The sequence below is a fragment of the Motilimonas pumila genome, from assembly GCF_003596335.1.
In the GTDB taxonomy this organism is placed as follows: domain Bacteria; phylum Pseudomonadota; class Gammaproteobacteria; order Enterobacterales; family CBDFNC01; genus Motilimonas; species Motilimonas pumila.
In genome coordinates this window covers 13,128-28,598 of the sequence record NZ_QZCH01000010.1, presented here as the reverse complement: position 1 = coordinate 28,598, position 15,471 = coordinate 13,128, and the positions used below count along the sequence as shown (strand labels likewise).

The following is a 15,471-nucleotide window of genomic DNA, read 5'->3' as shown; positions in this document are numbered from 1 at the left end:
TTATTCGGTTTTTATCGCAAAGGTTATTCCGACTTTTCGATGATGCCATCGGTATTTCGTTGGTGGCGCAGCCAGCGTGCCTTGGCTAAACGCTGCATGTCGGCAATGGTGTCCTGCTCATCGACTATCTCTACCCCTAATAAGGTTTCAACTAAGTCTTCTAAGGTAACAATGCCTTGCACATCGCCGTATTCATCCACAATTAAGCTAATGTGATTACGTTTTTCCAGCAAGCTTTGAAAAAGTGCAGGAATCGGTACCGTTTCAGGCACTACATACAGTGGTTGTAACAATTTACCCAGTTTGACAGTATCGCCTTCACTTTGGTGCATCAAAATTTGGTTCTTATGAACAAAACCTATGATGTTGTCCTTGTCTTTACTGGTCAGTAAAATACGAGAAAATGGCGCTTCGGCGTGCTCCGCCAGATATTCGCTAACGGTCATATTTTTATCGACCGAATACAGCACGGTTCGCGGCGTCATTATGCTTTTCAGCCTACTTTCTTTTGACGCTAACAAACTGTGAATGATTTTGCCTTCATTCTCTGCCAGTTGCCCAGTTTCTTTGCCAAGGTGAGCCATTGCTGCAATTTCTTCGCGAATGTGCTCGTGTCCGTGCGCGCTTTTACCGACCAATCCTGTGATCAAGTCAGACAGCCAGATAAATGGCTTAAGGATAAAAATCATGCCTTTTAATGGCTTTGCCACATAAGGTGCTAGGTTACGCCAGTATGTCGCGCCGATGGTTTTAGGAATGATTTCTGAGAATACTAAGATAATCAAAGTCAGTACTATTGAAGTTAAACCTATGTACTGGTTATTGAACACGATGGCCGCTTGAGCCCCTACACCGGCCGCACCAACGGTGTGCGCGATGGTATTTAAGGTTAAAATGGCAGCGAGAGGTTGGTCTATTTTGGCTTTTAACTCTTCCAATACTGCCGCTTTTTCAGGATCTTTGGCTTTTTGTGAAGTAACGTAACTTGGGGTGATACTTAATAATACTGCTTCTAGGATAGAACAAATGAATGATACACCCACCGCGAGCAGTAAAAAGATAATCAGTAGTAACAAGTTTGGCTCCAATTAAGGTCAATAAGGCGGCAGTACGCGGTTGCAGTCAGCATTAGCACCGGACATACCTAGGCCTTTAAGTATATAGAAGACGGCTAAGAAGAAAAGTTCAATAGCTTAGCGGTACAAAAAATTTACGTATGCGGGAGGGCTCTCGGCTGAATTGGGTACATTAAATTGTGAGCTTGCGCGCATAAGTTGCCTAAAATGCCGTACTGGCGCGCTTTTTAAGGGATAAATCCTTTGCGCAATGGATTGTTTTTGCATACATTGAAGCCGCAATTAAGTTTCAATACGACCTTGGAAAGGAAGTCTTATGAATAAAACTCAACTGGTTGATGCCATCGCAGAAAAAGCAGATCTTTCAAAAGCACAAGCGAAAGCTGCATTAGAAGAAGTACTTGCGGGTATTACCGAGAGCTTAAAAGACGGTGAGCCAGTTCAGCTTATCGGTTTTGGTACATTTAAGGTTAACCACCGTGCCGCGCGCACAGGTCGTAACCCTCAAACTGGTGCTGAGATTCAAATCGCTGCTGCAAACATCCCTGCGTTTGTAGCCGGTAAAGCATTGAAAGATGCGGTAAAAGCTTAATCGCTGACCACGTTTTGCATATTAAAAAGCCAGGCATTGCCTGGCTTTTTTTATGGCTGTTTGAAACCACAAACAAAGGCAGTTAACGGGTTAAGGTTAACTGCCTGCTGATTTACTTCGCTTGCTCACGTGCGATGGCACGGTACGCAATATCGGTGCGATAGAATGCGCCTTCCCAGCTGATTTTCTTGGTCAGCTCATAAGCACGCTGTTGCGCTTCAGTGACTGAGTTCCCTAATGCTGTCGCGCAGAGCACTCGGCCGCCGTTTGTCACTGTGTGGCCGTCTTTATCTGCGGTACCTGCGTGGAATACTTTTTCACCTTCTACGTCGGTTGTAGGTAAGCCTGAGATCACGTCACCTTTGTTGTAGCTTGCTGGGTAGCCACCTGCGGCAAGCACAACACCGATGGATGCACGTGGGTCAAATTCTGCTGTAGCTTGGTCTAATTGACCCGCTTCTGATGCCAGGCAAAGCTCAACCAAGTCTGATTGAAGGCGCAGCATGATTGGCTGTGTTTCTGGATCGCCAAAGCGACAGTTAAACTCAATCACTTTTGGTGTACCGTCAGCCATGATCATTAGGCCCGCGTATAGGAAACCTGTGTAAGTATTACCTTCTGCAGCCATGCCGTTAACGGTTGGGTAAATCACTTCATTCATGATGCGGTCGTGGATTTCTGGCGTAACAACTGGGGCTGGTGAGTATGCGCCCATACCACCTGTATTTGGACCGGTATCACCATTGCCCACGCGTTTATGATCTTGGCTGGTAGCCATAGGCAATACGTTTTTGCCGTCAACCATTACAATGAAAGAGGCTTCTTCACCGTCAAGAAACTCTTCAATCACTACGCGGCTACCCGCTTCACCAAAGGCATTGCCCGCTAACATGTCGTTGACGGCATCAATGGCTTCTTGTTCTGTCATCGCTACGATAACACCTTTACCAGCGGCCAGGCCGTCAGCCTTCACTACAATGGGTGCACCTTTTTCTTTAATGTATGCCACTGCTGGCTCAATTTCAGTAAAGTTTTGGTACCACGCGGTAGGAATATTTTGGCGTGCTAAGAAATCTTTAGTGAAGGCTTTAGATCCTTCTAGCTGAGCGGCTGCCTGGGTTGGGCCAAAACACTTTAATCCAGCTTCACGAAATGCATCCACAACACCTATCACAAGCGGTGCTTCAGGGCCGACAATCGTCAAGGCGATTTGTTGTTCTTTTGCAAAGGCAACCAAAGCGGTGATGTCTTCAACGCCAATGGCAACATTCTCAAGTTTTGGCTCTAATGCAGTGCCGGCGTTACCAGGCGCTACAAAAACGGTTTCAACGTCTGCGTTTTGAGCGGCTTTCCATGCTAGTGCGTGTTCACGACCACCAGCACCAATGACTAATACTTTCATCTTTTATCCTTGTGCAAGCACATCGCAGCTTGCATTTATTCACGGCTAAAAATACGGCTAACACTCTGGTTAGCCGTAGTTATGTTTAATTTATGTTAGTTTTAGTGGCGGAAGTGACGCATGCCAGTAAATACCATGGCCATACCATGCTCGTCGGCAGCAGCGATAACTTCGTCATCACGCATTGAACCGCCTGGTTGGATCACGCAAGTGATACCGGCTTCAGCCGCTGCATCAATACCGTCACGGAATGGGAAGAATGCATCAGACGCCATCACGCTACCTGCTACTTCTAGGTTTTCATCGGCAGCTTTAATACCGGCAATCTTCGCACTGTACACACGGCTCATTTGGCCCGCGCCAACACCGATGGTCCATTTATCTTTAGCATAAACAATGGCGTTTGATTTAACGTATTTTGCGACTTTCCAACAAAATAGTGCATCGCTCAGTTCTTGCTCTGAAGGCTGGCGCTTAGAAACCACTTTAAGGTCATCAGCGTTAACCATACCTTGGTCGCGATCTTGCACGAGAAGGCCGCCATTGACGCGCTTAACATCAAAGCCTGTAGTCTTCGCTTGCCATTGACCACATTCTAGTAGACGCACGTTTTTCTTAGCCGCAACAATTTGCTCTGCTTCTGGACTCACAGTTGGCGCAATAATCACTTCTACAAACTGGCGAGAAACAATGGCTTCTGCCGTGTCTGCGTCTAACTCTTGGTTAAATGCAATGATGCCACCGAACGCTGACGTTGGGTCTGTTTTGTATGCGCGATCGTAAGCTTCAAGAATGTTGCTGCCCAGCGCGACACCACATGGGTTTGCGTGTTTAACGATAACACAAGCTGGCTCGCTGAATTCTTTGACACACTCAAGCGCTGCGTCGGTATCCGCAATGTTGTTATAAGACAGTGCTTTACCTTGAATTTGACGCGCCGTTGAAACAGAGGCTTCATCGATGTCATTTTCAACGTAAAAAGCAGCCGCTTGGTGGCTGTTCTCGCCGTAACGCATATCTTGTTTCTTTTGGAACTGCTGGTTGAAAGTGCGTGGGAATTTAGATTCTTCATCACCTTCTTTGTTTTCACCGTAGCTTGGTACCTTAGTACCGAAGTAGTTGGCGATCATTCCGTCGTATTGCGCCGTGTGCTCAAAGGCTGCAATGGCAAGATCAAAACGTGTTTGGTATGTCAGGCTGCCATTGTTGCTGGCTAATTCAGTTAACACTCGGCTGTAATCGCTGGCATTAACTACAATCGTTACGTCTTTATGGTTCTTTGCTGCTGAGCGCACCATTGTTGGGCCACCGATATCTATGTTCTCGATAGCGTCTTCTAGGCTACAGTTTGGGTTCGCCACTGTGGCGGCGAATGGGTATAAGTTAACCACGACCATGTCGATAGGTTGAATATTGTTGTCAGCCATTACGCCTTCATCAACACCACGACGGCCAAGTATGCCACCGTGAATTTTTGGGTGAAGGGTTTTTACACGACCGTCCATAATTTCTGGGTGGCCGGTGTAGTCGGATGCTTCAATAACCTTAATACCGTTATCTGCTAGCAGTTTAAAAGTACCGCCAGTCGACAAGATCTCAACGCCTTTTTCAGCTAATTCGCGAGCGAACTCAACGATGCCGGTCTTGTCTGAAACACTTATCAGTGCGCGTTTAATAGGTCGAGCTATGTCCATTTCTACTTCTTCCCCGATGATGTTTAGGATGTTGGCTGATGTTGTTGCTGAACACATTACGCGTGGCAACAAAATAGGGGCGACATTCTACCTTAATTCCCAAGATTTTTAACCTCTTTATATGACGGAAATATTCAATTCTTGGTGATTTTTAGCCTAGAAAAACATCAAATCTGCCCAGCCAATGTGATCTGGGCATCAATTAATTAGAAAAATGCCTTATTTTGTGCTTGACCTTGGAGTATTGTCTAAGGATTAGAATCTCGTTATCAAAGACACTTTCAGTAAGGCTTTTTCATGTATCGCATCGGCGAACTTGCCCAGCGCTGTCAGATCAAAACAGACACGCTGAGGTTTTACGAAAAACACGGCTTATTAAGCCCCAGTACTCGCAGTGACGCGGGTTATCGTTTGTATGACCAAGAAGATGAACAAAAGCTGTGGTTTATTATTCGGGCTAAACGAGTGGGCTTTTCACTGCAGGAAATTACCGAGTTATTGTCAATTCGCCTTGAGCGCTCACAGCACACCTGCGCTGAGCCCAAAGCCATCACCGACAGTAAGCTGGCTCAGGTAGAAGCCAAAATTAAAGAGCTGGAGATTTTTAAAGCGTCGCTGCAAAAACTCAGCAGTTCATGTTGTGGGGGGATTGAGTCAGCCAGTCACTGCTCGATCCTTGAAGCATTAGACGCCAGTGATAAGGAAAGCCAATGTTAATTGAAAATTTCATCGACTTGTTTTTAGAGTCCGCCCCTTGGATGATGCTTGGATTATTGATCGCAGGGTTAATCAAAGAGTTTATACCTGGCGATTTCCTCACCCGCCACCTTGGTGGTAAAGGTTTTTGGGTCACCGTTAAAGCCGCATTCATTGGTGCTCCTTTGCCATTGTGTTCTTGTGGCGTGATACCGGCTGCGCTCGGCCTTAGACGAAACGGAGCTTCCAAGAGTGCAACGACGGCTTTCTTGGTTGCTACGCCAGAAACTGGCGTTGATTCGGTTTCTGTCTCGTACGCTCTATTAGGGCCATTTATGGCCATTATTAGGCCGGTTGCTGCGGTGGTAAGCGCGATAGTGGCTGGGCTTATCGTTGGTAAAGATGATGCTGATCGTCCCGCTTCGAAAGTGCATTCAGGCCGTCATAAATCAGCAGAGGCTAATCAAGATGGTTGTTGTGGGGACAAAGTTGCGCAGCCGCGAGTGCCTAATGACAAGCAAACTACGACGCGCAGTCAACCTGGGTGTTGCAGTGCTCCTGCTGAACCGCCTAAGCCAGTCGTGAGCAGTTGTTGTTCTTCCAACAACAATGATGATGAAGCAGTCAGTGGTTGTAGCGGTAACAAGGGCGCTGTGGCAGCGACTTCTGTTGCAATAAGTGATTCAGTTTCATCATGTTGTAGTAATGATAGCGAGCAAGCTAAGTCTCAGTCTGAGGTAAACAAGCGAAGCGTAGGGCAAAAAGTCTTTGGCGGCGTCAGTTTTGCGGCCACCGATTTAGTGCGAGATATTAGCTTATGGTTGTTGGTCGGATTGTTTTTTGCCGCCTTGGTAGAAACGTATGTGGCAACCGATTATCTGGCCCAATGGGGAGATAGTATTTGGGCCATGTTGTTGATGGTGGCGATCAGTGTGCCCATGTATATTTGTGCCACGGCCTCAACGCCAATCGCTGCAGGTTTGCTGTTATCTGGCATCAGTCCCGGCGCTGTATTGGTATTTATGATGGCGGGACCCGCAACCAATGTTGCTACTCTCGGGGTTGTGGGTAAAGAGTTGGGCAAGCGAGCCTTATTGGCTTATTTAGTTGGGGTTATCGGGATGGCCATTGTGTTCGGTTTATTGACCAATTATTTAGTTGCTGAATTTGGTTTTGTGGTTGCCCCAATATCGGCCATGGACCATGCTTTATTGCCGCATTGGCTAACCATCTCTAGCAGTGTCTTATTGGCCGGGTTGATGCTTCGAGTCGGCTGGCAAAAACTGTCCCTTAAGCTAGCGCACTCAGAATAATTGGAAAATCGATTAACTCGTTGATGTAGGGCAATTTAGCCCTACTGATTTGTGTTGATCGTATCGAGTAGTGAAAGGTATTATCTGGCTCAATTATTTTAGTGTTTAACACTATTTCGGAGTGAGATATGGAACGCCACCAAGTCCTTGCGCGCTTAAATGAAACCCATTACGCGTACCAACAAGCCCTTAAAAGCTCTGACAAGCTTATTGCTTTGAGTCAACTACAAACGGCGACACTTACCGAGTCGATGCAACGTCAACCTGAGATAGACTGTCGAAACGGCTGCGCTAAATGTTGCAATATTAGGGTGATGGTGTTCCCTCACGAAGCGGTCGCCATGTATTTTTACATCAAAGCGAAGCTGTCTAAAGCGCAACAGGTAGTGATAGAGGAAAGGCTGCATCAAAGCGCGGATAAAATTGCAGCAATGACAGAACAAGAGCACTTAACAACCAATGTTCCATGTCCCATGCTAATAGCCGAGAGTTGCAGTGTTTACCCGGCTCGCTCCTTAGCTTGCGCAGGGTACCACTCAACTGACGTTAAGCAGTGCGTGCAATCTTATAAAACGCCGACAGATTTATCGGGCTTTATACCGCAGCTTAAAAACGTTCAACAGATGCAGCAACAGCTTGTTGGCATCAGTTATCAAGTGTTGCAGCAAAATAAAGCCGCTGCTGATAAAGTGGAAATGATTGGCGCCCTTTCGGCCATTTTTAGGCAGCCAAGCTTAATCAATAAGTGGAAGCGCGGTCGAGCTATGTTCAAACTCACCTTAAAGCAGCATTAACAGTTCATTTGAAGTGGCTTGTTTACTTAAAAAGACGATTTAAGCCAATAGTCCAATTGTATGCAATTAAGGGGTATGTCAGTATCCCCTTCGCTGCACTTCGAAAGTAAAAGTGCGCCACATCATCAAGGAGGCCGCCATGGCAAAAAAGCAAACCACCGAATATTTATTAGCCAAAGGTGAAATAAAAGATAACGCCTTAAAAGCCGTGTTAAACACGCCACTGTTTAAACAAAGAATCGAGAAAGCGAAGAAAGGGAAAGGCAGTTATCAGCGTAAACAAAAATTTTCTAAAGCAGGTTGGGAGTCTGCATTAAAGCTTACTTGGGCTTAATCCGTAGTTGGCTTTAATGCAGATTTCCACAAAATTTCCGCAGATTGTTTCAATAATCACAATTTTTTCTGCTTTATTACTACTTAGTCAATAGATTTGGCTGCCATTTGCTTGTAAAATTTTACTCAACTTGCGAATGGCAAGGTTATTTTACAAGCAGGCTTTAGGAGTAGGGATGTTTTATAAAGTTGCATTGGCAATGTGCTTGACCGTGTTTGTTGGTCACGTAGAAGCGCGAAATGGCCATAAATATAAATTAGAAGTGGTCGAATCAGCCATTAGCCATAAGCTACCTGCGGCCTCATCTTTAGCCGTTGTGGATGATCAGTTATATGCCATCAGTGATGAGTCTCCTTATTTATATAAGCTTGATACTCAATTTAATATTCAATCGACCACTACGATAAAAAAATTCGGCAAAGAGTTTTTTAAACCTAATGGCGCGTTAGATAAAAAAGTAAAGCCTGATTTTGAATCAATGAGCACCTTAGATCTTGGCGAAGGGACTGGCTTTTTGATTTTTGGATCTGGCTCTAAGGCCGACTTACGGGAGTGGGGCTATCTCGTTAACGCTGACCATTCGCAAGTGACAGAACGTTCGTTGAAGCCGTTATATGCGCAGCTACATCAGTTGGGTAACTTTACCCCTAAGCAAGAATTCAATATTGAAGGTTTAGCCATTGCTAAGGGCAAGGTTTATTTACTGAACCGAGGTAACTTTGGCGATAACTTGATCTTTGAAACTGAGTTATCGGAGATATTAGAGTACATGGCCGGTACTCGTGAAGCGTTAGATACCGTCATCGTCAAAAAAGTAATCTTGCCACGTATGCATGGCTTTGAAGCTGGTTTATCTGGCGCAGCTTACTCTGAAGAGTTAGACAGCTTGGTATATACCGCATCAATTGAAGCCGCCAGTAATATCCACAAAAAAGGTTACATTCTTGGCAGTTTTGTCGGCGTTATGCCTCTGGCAAAATTTGCCGCTGAAGACGTGATTGACTTGACATTGTACTCTGCCATTTTGCAAAAAGACGGAAAAGCCGTTACCTCAAAAGTTGAATCAGTCGTTATGACAGAAAAGCATGCCGATCATTATAAAGGCATGTTGGTATGTGACAATGATGACGGCACCAGTGAGTTTTTTAAAGTCATCTTGCACAAGCTCGGTGACTAGCTAGCAGCCTGTTTTAAGGCTATAAACAGAGTAAAAGGCTAAGCCGCAGGGCTTAGCCTTTTTTGTTGCTGGGCTTACTTGCCTTCATAAGCTGGCGTCAGCTCAGCTTGTGTGCAGGGCGGTATTTGGCGCTTAATGAATGAGATATGATGGTTAAGTGGATAAAGCTGGCTAGCTTATCTTGTGGTCAAGACACTGTGAGCCATTAGGCGACCTTTAGACGAGGGGTGGAATCGCTTCTATAAAAAAAGGCTTAATCGTAAGATTAAGCCTTTTAGAATTTTCTGTTCCAGCGTTGACTGGAGGATTAGTTCATGCCGTATTTCTTTAGCTTCTTGCGAAGAGTGCCACGGTTGATACCTAGCATGTTGGCAGCGCGTGTTTGGTTACCACGAGTGTACTGCATGATGACGTCCAAAAGTGGCGCTTCAACTTCAGATAAAACCAAGTCGTATAACTCAGTCACGTCTTGACCATTCAACTGCGCGAAGTAGTTAGAAATAGCCTGTTGGACTGAATCACGCAATGGACGTTGAGTTGTTTGGCCTGTCGCAGGAACACTAGTTGTAGTTGTTAGCGCTTCAGAAGAAATGTTTTGTTCGAACATAAGATATCAGCTCTTCTTAGTTAGTTTAATGCATGAAAAAAATCTTCCAATACTTTGAGTTGCAAGCTAGCGTCTTCAATAGTATTGAAATTTTTACGAAACTCTTGTGTATTCGGTTGTTCTTTTAGGTACCAGCCAACATGCTTGCGGGCAATGCGGTAACCTTTAACTTCCCCGTAAAACTCATGTAATTGTGCAACGTGTCCAAGTAAGTCATTAGCGATGGCACCATTATCTGGCTCAGGTAATATTTCACCGGTTGCCAGATAGTGGGCAATTTCTTGAAAAATCCAAGGTTTACCTTGAGCCCCTCGACCAATCATAATGGCATCAGCTTGGGTATACTCAAGTACTTGCTGCGCTTTCTTAGCACTCGTGATATCACCATTGGCGATAACAGGAATATTAATGTGCTGCTTGATAGCCTTGATGGTGTCGTACTCAGCAAAACCTTTATACATGCACTGTCGGGTCCGGCCATGAATGGCTAATGCCTGAATACCGGCTTGTTCAGCAATTTCTGCAATGATCAAACCATTTCGGTGTTCAGGGTCCCAACCTGTACGCGTCTTCAAGGTGACTGGTACGTCAACCGCATCTACCACACTTTCCAATATCGCTTTTACCAAATCCGGCTCTTTCATCAATGCCGAACCTGCCAACTTCTTATTCACTTTCTTTGCTGGGCAGCCCATATTGATATCAATAATTTGGGCGCCACGTGACACGTTTTCGCGTGCGGCTGCAGCCATTAACTTGGGATCTGAACCAGCAATTTGCACCGAGCGTATTCCCGTTTCATTTTCATGGTCCATCCGATTTTTTGATTTCTCGGTGGCCCAGACTTCAGGATTGCTTGACAACATTTCGGAAACCGCTAAAGCCGCACCGTATTTACGACATAACTGTCGAAAAGGACGATCTGTTATTCCGGCCATTGGCGCTAAGATAACTGGGTTGTCTAAAGTGTATTGCGCAATCCGCATGAAACGCTCTTACCTCTCACATGGGCGGCGTAGTGTACGCATTTTTGCGGCGTTAGGAAAGGTTAATAAATAGACATTTTAAAAAAAAATAGGTTGCAAAAATGAAAATTATGAAAACTTTTATTGTTGAATTTATAAACGGCAGTTTTATGATTAAGCGCAAAGATATTTACGCTTAATCATTGTCGATTTTTTATACTTAATTTAGCTAAAGTTTTAGCGAATTTGACCTGATAAACGAGCCCACTCTTCTTTGAAAACGGGGGCATCCATGTCAAACCATGCCTGGTAGACTTGATTAAGGTCTTGCGCCTGTTGCTCAAGGATGCCAGAAAGTCCTAATAAGCCTTGTGGTTTTACTAGGCTTTTAATGATAGGAGAAAGCTCTTTTAATGGACCGGCAAGAATATTGGCGACGACAACGTCTGCAGTGAGTCCATCCGGTTGTTCATCAGGAAGGTAAAGACTCAGTTGCTCGGCTACGCCATTTCGCGCTGCGTTATCCTTACTGGCTGTGATGGCCTGAGGGTCAATGTCGATGCCAATAACTTCCTTGGCACCCAGTTTTAACGCTGCGATGGCTAGAATGCCAGAGCCACAACCAAAATCAATTACGGTTTTTCCTGCCAGATTAAGGCTTTCTAGCCATTCTAGGCACAAGTGAGTGGTGGGGTGAGTACCGGTACCAAACGCTAAACCAGGGTCAAGCATCACATTCACCGCAAGTGAGTCGGGCACTTCGCGCCAGCTTGGGCAAATCCATAAGCGCTTGCCAAACTGCATTGGGTGAAAGTTATCCATCCATTCTCTTTCCCAATCTTTGTCTTCAAGCTGTTCAATTTTCCAGGCGAAGTCTTTGGCCATGATAGGGTGTAGCTTTAGCGCTTCGACAATAGGAAAAAGGTCTTGCTCAGCGTCGTATAAGGCAACGATATCGGTATTGCCCCATAGTCGAGTTTCGCCCGGTAAAGGTTCAAAAATAGGCGTGTCTTGAGCGTCAACAAAGGTCACGGCTAAAGCGCCGGCATCTTCTAATAGCTCGCCAATGGCTTCTGCATTATCAGAAGTAGCATTGAGTTTAAGTTGGATCCAAGGCATTTATTATTCCTCATTGTAGGATTGCGTTAATGGTAACACTGCCACGGAGAGGGGTAATTAAAAAACTCAAACTTAACCCATTTATCGCCTGTAAGTGTTTACTGTGTTATCTGTAAAAGAGTAAATTAATAATAAAGCATTAATCAGTGTTACTTTTGTTGATAAATTCATCGATTTTGACAAAAAGATGACCTTTACAGCCTAAAATGCTTTAATAAGCGCCATACTAAGACACAATTTGTGATGACTTCGCAGGATTGTTGAAAATAGCGTGACAACTAGGAGTAGGTTTGGAACGCAAGAGCCTCAAGCGGCGCAGGACAAGAACATCATCATTAGGAAGTACAACATGAACATAGTCATTATTGATGATCATCATTTGTTTTTGCACGGCATGCAGTTGATGTTGAACCAAGTGGGCTGGCAAGTGAACTGCTATGAAAAAGCAGAGATCGCGTTAGAGGCTATCCCAGAATTGGCTCCCGATCTAATACTTATTGATTTATCCATGCCTGCTATGGATGGCTACAGTATGATCCAGGCCCTAGACAGTCGTGATTGGCTTTATCCAGTTGCGGTAGTGTCAGCATCAGAAGATACCCAACTTATTTCCGATGTGTTAGAAGCCGGCGCAATGGGCTTTATTCCAAAGTCTTACCAACCTGATGAATTAGTTCAGGCGATAGAGCATATCATTGATGGCCAGGTACATATCCCAACAGCGATTAAGGCGCGCATTAAGGCTCTCAAACAGCAACAAGCGCAGCCCCATGCTTCATTATTATCAAAGCGCCAGTTAGACGTATTAAAGTTATTGGTTAAAGGGTATCCGAATAAGCGGGTTTCGGTGATATTGAATATTTCTGAAGACACTGTAAAGTTTCATATCCGAGGTATTTTTAAAGCTCTTGAAGTCTCAAATCGCACTGAAGCGGTGACTAAGGCGAGTGAGTTAGGGCTTATTCTTTCCTTGCATCAGGTAAGTGGTCAGTAACAAGATTATTTAACTTTGTTATTGTAGATTTTTTTCATTGCCACTCTCAACTGTGCTCCCTTTATTGGCTTGTGCAAGACTAAGTAGCCGTTTGGCTCTAAACTATGGTTTACGGGAATGTTTATATCCCCTGTTAAAATAATAGCGGGGACCGGCGCACCATAAAGTTGGTTAATTTGTGCTAAGGTTTCCGGCCCATTGCTGCGGCCCGGCAAGTTATAATCGGAAATGATCATGTCGGGAGTAATCTTCTTGGCTACAGAGAGAGCTTGCTCTGCATTTTCGGCCTTATAAACGCGGTAGTCCCAGCTTTCTAGCATTTCCGCCATGGCATCTAGGATCATAATGTCATCGTCTAACAGTAAAATTTGAGCCTGATCTGAAGCAACTTCTGGCTCAATGCTCTGCACATTAGCGACTGAAATCTGATGATAGTCTCCTCGTGGTAAGGTGACGCTAAAGCAGGTGCCTTGGTTTTCTTTCGAGTCGACATGCAAAGGTAAAGACAAGGCTTGACAGCTCTTTTTCACTAGCGCTAAACCTAAGCCTAAACCCTTATTTCGATTACGCTCAGGGTTATTTAGCTGGCTAAATTCATCGAATATACTGTCGAGTTGATCCGCAGCAATGCCCACGCCTTGATCCAACACTTGAAGCTTAATTTCAGATACAGATAAGCGAACACCTATCAATACTTTTTGCACGCCTTGTTGACCGGTGCCGTGCAGCAGAGCATTTTTCAACAGTTGTTGAATGCATTTACTTAGGATGAGCTTGTCGCTGTATACAACTGCTCGTGTCGGGATGTTACGCACAGTGATATGAGGAAAGCTGGGAGCGAGTTCATCTATTTGCTGCTGAATGACCTCTTGTAACGCAAAATGCTCAACGTGAGTTGACGTAGTTCCTGCGTCCAATCGTGATATATCAATTAATGAATCAAAGTAGTCTTTCAGGGAGTCAATGGCTTGCCGTGACTTAGTGATAACCGCTTTGGCCTCAGAGGTATGTGTCTGCTGGGCCAGTAAATCGTTATAAATACTCAAACTGTGTAGAGGTTGGCGTAAATCATGGCTGGTTGCCGCGATGAAACGAGATTTATCTTGGCTTTCTTTTTGAGCCAGTAAAATCGCCTCATTTTGCTTTTCTTCATACATCAATAGTGCGCGCTTATTTTTGTTCTTACTGCGCATTAGGTTATAGGCGTAATAGATGAAGAAGAAAAATGCCAGAAACTCTGTCATTTTGTTTCTTAAATTTACCTCGGGCAGCAGCGACAAAATGAAGACATAAGTCACCAAGGAAAAAGCGCTGTTTAGACATGAAGCCCTTACTTTACTCGGGAAAACAAAACAGCACATTAACGGGTAGCTGATGAAGAGCACGGTAAAAAAACTCTCGGAAATGACATGGTGAGTATTTAAAAACCAGCGGTCGTAAAATATCGCAAAATAAAACAGCAATATGTAAGACTGAAATAAGGTGATGAGAGAGTCATAATTTGCCGGGCGCACAGCTTGACGAGTGCCAAGAAAAAGCCACAAGGCCAGCAACACCATAATGAAGCGCAGTGAGAAAAACCCCCAGAAATGGGCACTGAGTTGATACCAGCCGTAATCCAATACCCCACCAGATAAAATCAGCAGGCTATAGATCAATATGGGTAAGCGAAAGGCATACCGCTCTTGTGGCCAGAGTTGGTTTAATGCCTGTTGTTCACGTTTTGGATCTTTAAAGCAACCCGTGACAGGGTTAAGCATACTGCTAAACTCAGGTAGCGCTTGAGTGATGCTTTCTAACTTGCCGGTTGGAGTGGTCTGTTGCATATATTATTCAGATAAAAAAAAGCCCGACCTATAAGTCGGGCAATCGCCAATTAGCTCTCTCGTGTCAATGGCGTAAAAACGGATTGTACTTTCAGCTTTCGCCTGCTGTACAACTGTAGACCGTAAGCACGGGATAAATAATGACAAACTCTGCATTTCTATGTAACTACACATATGGGTGGTTTTGATAAAAAAAGCACTTTTTATTGCTTTTTTTGCTGCATTTTTTGCGCCACTGCTTGAAGCGCGCAGTGGTAACCAAGGGTACCAAAACCACAGATAACACCTGTGGCAACGTCGCTAAGGTAAGAATGATGCCGAAATGCTTCTCTGGCGTGCACGTTTGAGATATGTACTTCAAAAAATGGGATATTTACGCCTAGTAGTGCATCACGTAGTGCCACGCTAGTGTGGGTAAATGCAGCAGGGTTAATGATGATGTAATCGACTTGTCCCATGGCCTGATGAATTTTTTCAATCAATTCATACTCACGGTTTGACTGTAAGTGATCTAACTCAATATCGAATTGCTGAGCGGCTTGGCGTAATTGCATGATTATGTCGTCGAGGGTGTCTGCGCCATAAATTTCTGGCTCGCGCTTACCGAGCAAATTGAGGTTCGGGCCGTTGAGCAGCAAGACTTTGTATTTTTTTGACATGGATCGTTTTCCCTTGACTGGATCTTGATGATTCTTTTGACGATCTATTGTGACTCAAAATTTACAGGCTGTCTTTATACAACTGCTGTTTTTGCTAACGTTAGAGGGCTGTATAATATAAAAAGCAACTCTAAGTTATTGTTTTTATATTTATTTGTTTTTTATATGTGAAGGAAATGCTAAAAAAAAGCCGGCTTAAAAAGCCGGCAAGCGAGTGTAGAAT

General features: G+C 44.5%; 15 protein-coding genes. 7 read left to right on the top strand and 8 right to left on the bottom strand.

What is annotated here, in order from left to right; translation table 11 throughout:
- Window positions 1-23: 23 nt before the first annotated feature.
- Entirely contained in the window at window positions 24-1,076 is a 1,053-nt protein-coding gene (locus D1Z90_RS09210) for a CNNM domain-containing protein (protein WP_119910463.1), read from the bottom strand.
- Between the two features lie 316 nt (window positions 1,077-1,392).
- On the opposite strand from D1Z90_RS09210, the gene hupA reads away from it, so the two are divergent.
- A complete protein-coding gene (gene hupA, locus D1Z90_RS09205; protein ID WP_119910462.1) occupies window positions 1,393-1,668 on the top strand; it encodes a nucleoid-associated protein HU-alpha in 276 nt (91 codons plus the stop codon).
- A 112-nt stretch (window positions 1,669-1,780) separates the two neighbouring features.
- On the opposite strand, the gene purD is transcribed toward hupA, so the two are convergent.
- Both purD and purH read right to left on the bottom strand, forming a co-directional pair.
- Window positions 1,781-3,070 (bottom strand): phosphoribosylamine--glycine ligase, encoded by a 1,290-nt coding sequence (gene purD / locus D1Z90_RS09200; protein WP_119910461.1) that lies wholly within the window; start codon window positions 3,068-3,070, stop codon window positions 1,781-1,783.
- Window positions 3,071-3,171: 101 nt separating this feature from the next.
- Window positions 3,172-4,764: a bifunctional phosphoribosylaminoimidazolecarboxamide formyltransferase/IMP cyclohydrolase gene (gene purH, locus D1Z90_RS09195; RefSeq protein WP_119910551.1), complete on the bottom strand. Its 1,593-nt coding sequence runs from the start codon at window positions 4,762-4,764 to the stop codon at window positions 3,172-3,174.
- Window positions 4,765-5,061: 297 nt separating this feature from the next.
- Here purH and zntR point away from each other — a divergent pair, with 297 nt between their 5' ends.
- The 5 genes from zntR (at window position 5,062) to D1Z90_RS09170 (ending at window position 9,078) form a co-directional block, all read left to right on the top strand.
- On the top strand, window positions 5,062-5,481 hold the full coding sequence (zntR, locus tag D1Z90_RS09190; RefSeq protein WP_119910460.1) for a Zn(2+)-responsive transcriptional regulator: 420 nt from the start codon (window positions 5,062-5,064) through the stop codon (window positions 5,479-5,481).
- A complete protein-coding gene (locus D1Z90_RS09185) occupies window positions 5,475-6,773 on the top strand; it encodes an SO_0444 family Cu/Zn efflux transporter (protein ID WP_119910459.1) in 1,299 nt (432 codons plus the stop codon). The genes zntR and D1Z90_RS09185 overlap by 7 nt, the downstream gene beginning before the upstream one ends.
- A 128-nt stretch (window positions 6,774-6,901) precedes the next feature.
- A complete protein-coding gene (locus D1Z90_RS09180) occupies window positions 6,902-7,567 on the top strand; it encodes a YkgJ family cysteine cluster protein (protein WP_119910458.1) in 666 nt (221 codons plus the stop codon).
- Between the two features lie 139 nt (window positions 7,568-7,706).
- A complete protein-coding gene (gene arfA, locus D1Z90_RS09175; RefSeq protein ID WP_119910457.1) occupies window positions 7,707-7,901 on the top strand; it encodes a ribosome alternative rescue factor ArfA in 195 nt (64 codons plus the stop codon).
- A 175-nt stretch (window positions 7,902-8,076) separates the two neighbouring features.
- Complete coding sequence (locus tag D1Z90_RS09170) at window positions 8,077-9,078, top strand: DUF6929 family protein (RefSeq protein WP_119910456.1); 1,002 nt, start codon at window positions 8,077-8,079, stop codon at window positions 9,076-9,078.
- Between the two features lie 307 nt (window positions 9,079-9,385).
- Here D1Z90_RS09170 and fis read toward each other — a convergent pair whose 3' ends face one another.
- The 3 genes from fis to prmA all read right to left on the bottom strand — a co-directional run bounded on the left by fis (window position 9,386) and on the right by prmA (window position 11,769).
- Entirely contained in the window at window positions 9,386-9,685 is a 300-nt protein-coding gene (fis, locus tag D1Z90_RS09165; protein WP_119910455.1) for a DNA-binding transcriptional regulator Fis, read from the bottom strand.
- 20 nt (window positions 9,686-9,705) lie between these two features.
- A complete protein-coding gene (gene dusB / locus D1Z90_RS09160; protein ID WP_119910454.1) occupies window positions 9,706-10,671 on the bottom strand; it encodes a tRNA dihydrouridine synthase DusB in 966 nt (321 codons plus the stop codon).
- 216 nt (window positions 10,672-10,887) lie between these two features.
- Entirely contained in the window at window positions 10,888-11,769 is an 882-nt protein-coding gene (prmA, locus tag D1Z90_RS09155) for a 50S ribosomal protein L11 methyltransferase (RefSeq protein WP_119910453.1), read from the bottom strand.
- A 349-nt stretch (window positions 11,770-12,118) separates the two neighbouring features.
- On the opposite strand from prmA, the gene D1Z90_RS09150 reads away from it, so the two are divergent.
- Entirely contained in the window at window positions 12,119-12,763 is a 645-nt protein-coding gene (locus D1Z90_RS09150) for a response regulator transcription factor (protein WP_119910452.1), read from the top strand.
- A 5-nt stretch (window positions 12,764-12,768) separates the two neighbouring features.
- Here D1Z90_RS09150 and D1Z90_RS09145 read toward each other — a convergent pair whose 3' ends face one another.
- Both D1Z90_RS09145 and aroQ read right to left on the bottom strand, forming a co-directional pair.
- A complete protein-coding gene (locus D1Z90_RS09145) occupies window positions 12,769-14,589 on the bottom strand; it encodes an ATP-binding response regulator (protein WP_119910451.1) in 1,821 nt (606 codons plus the stop codon).
- A 203-nt stretch (window positions 14,590-14,792) separates the two neighbouring features.
- Entirely contained in the window at window positions 14,793-15,248 is a 456-nt protein-coding gene (aroQ, locus tag D1Z90_RS09140; RefSeq protein ID WP_119910450.1) for a type II 3-dehydroquinate dehydratase, read from the bottom strand.
- Window positions 15,249-15,471: the final 223 nt, after the last annotated feature.